This window comes from Streptomyces sporangiiformans, assembly GCF_005768555.2.
Classification (GTDB): Bacteria; Actinomycetota; Actinomycetes; order Streptomycetales; family Streptomycetaceae; genus Streptomyces; species Streptomyces sporangiiformans.
This window is the reverse complement of the sequence record NZ_VCHX02000187.1, coordinates 1-551: the sequence shown is the minus strand read 5'-3', so window position 1 is coordinate 551 and position 551 is coordinate 1. Positions and strand designations below refer to the sequence as shown.

General features: G+C 65.9%; 1 protein-coding gene. It reads left to right on the top strand.

What is annotated here, in order from left to right; all coding sequences use genetic code 11:
- On the top strand, positions 1 to 551 hold a 551-nt coding region (locus FGD71_RS34810), incomplete at both ends, for an AMP-binding protein (protein WP_140936014.1).

Genomic DNA, 551 nt, shown 5'->3' with positions numbered 1-551 from the left:
GGTGGAGGATCTGCGGCTGGTGATGCTGAGCGGGGACTGGATTCCGCTGTCGTTGCCGGACCGGATCCGCGACGTCGCCCCGCATGGGCAGGTGATCAGTCTGGGTGGTGCGACGGAGGCGTCGATCTGGTCGATCTGGCATCCGGTCGGTGAGCTGGATCCGGCTTGGCCGAGTATCCCGTATGGCCGGCCGCTGGCCAACCAGACCTTCCATGTCCTGGATGCCGAGCTGTGTCCGGTGCCGACTTGGGTGCCGGGCGAGTTGTTCATCGGTGGTGTGGGTGTGGCGCGCGGGTACTGGGGCGATCCGGGTAAGACCGCCGAGCGGTTCCTCAGTCACCCCGTCACCGGTGAACGCCTGTACCGCACGGGTGACTTGGGCCGTTATCACCCGGACGGCACCATCGAGTTCCTCGGCCGCAACGACCACCAGGTCAAGATCAACGGCTATCGCATCGAACTCGGGGAGATCGAGGCCAAACTCACCACCCACCCCGGCGTGAAGGACGCCGTCGTCACCGCGGCGAACAACCACCTCACCGCCTACCTCA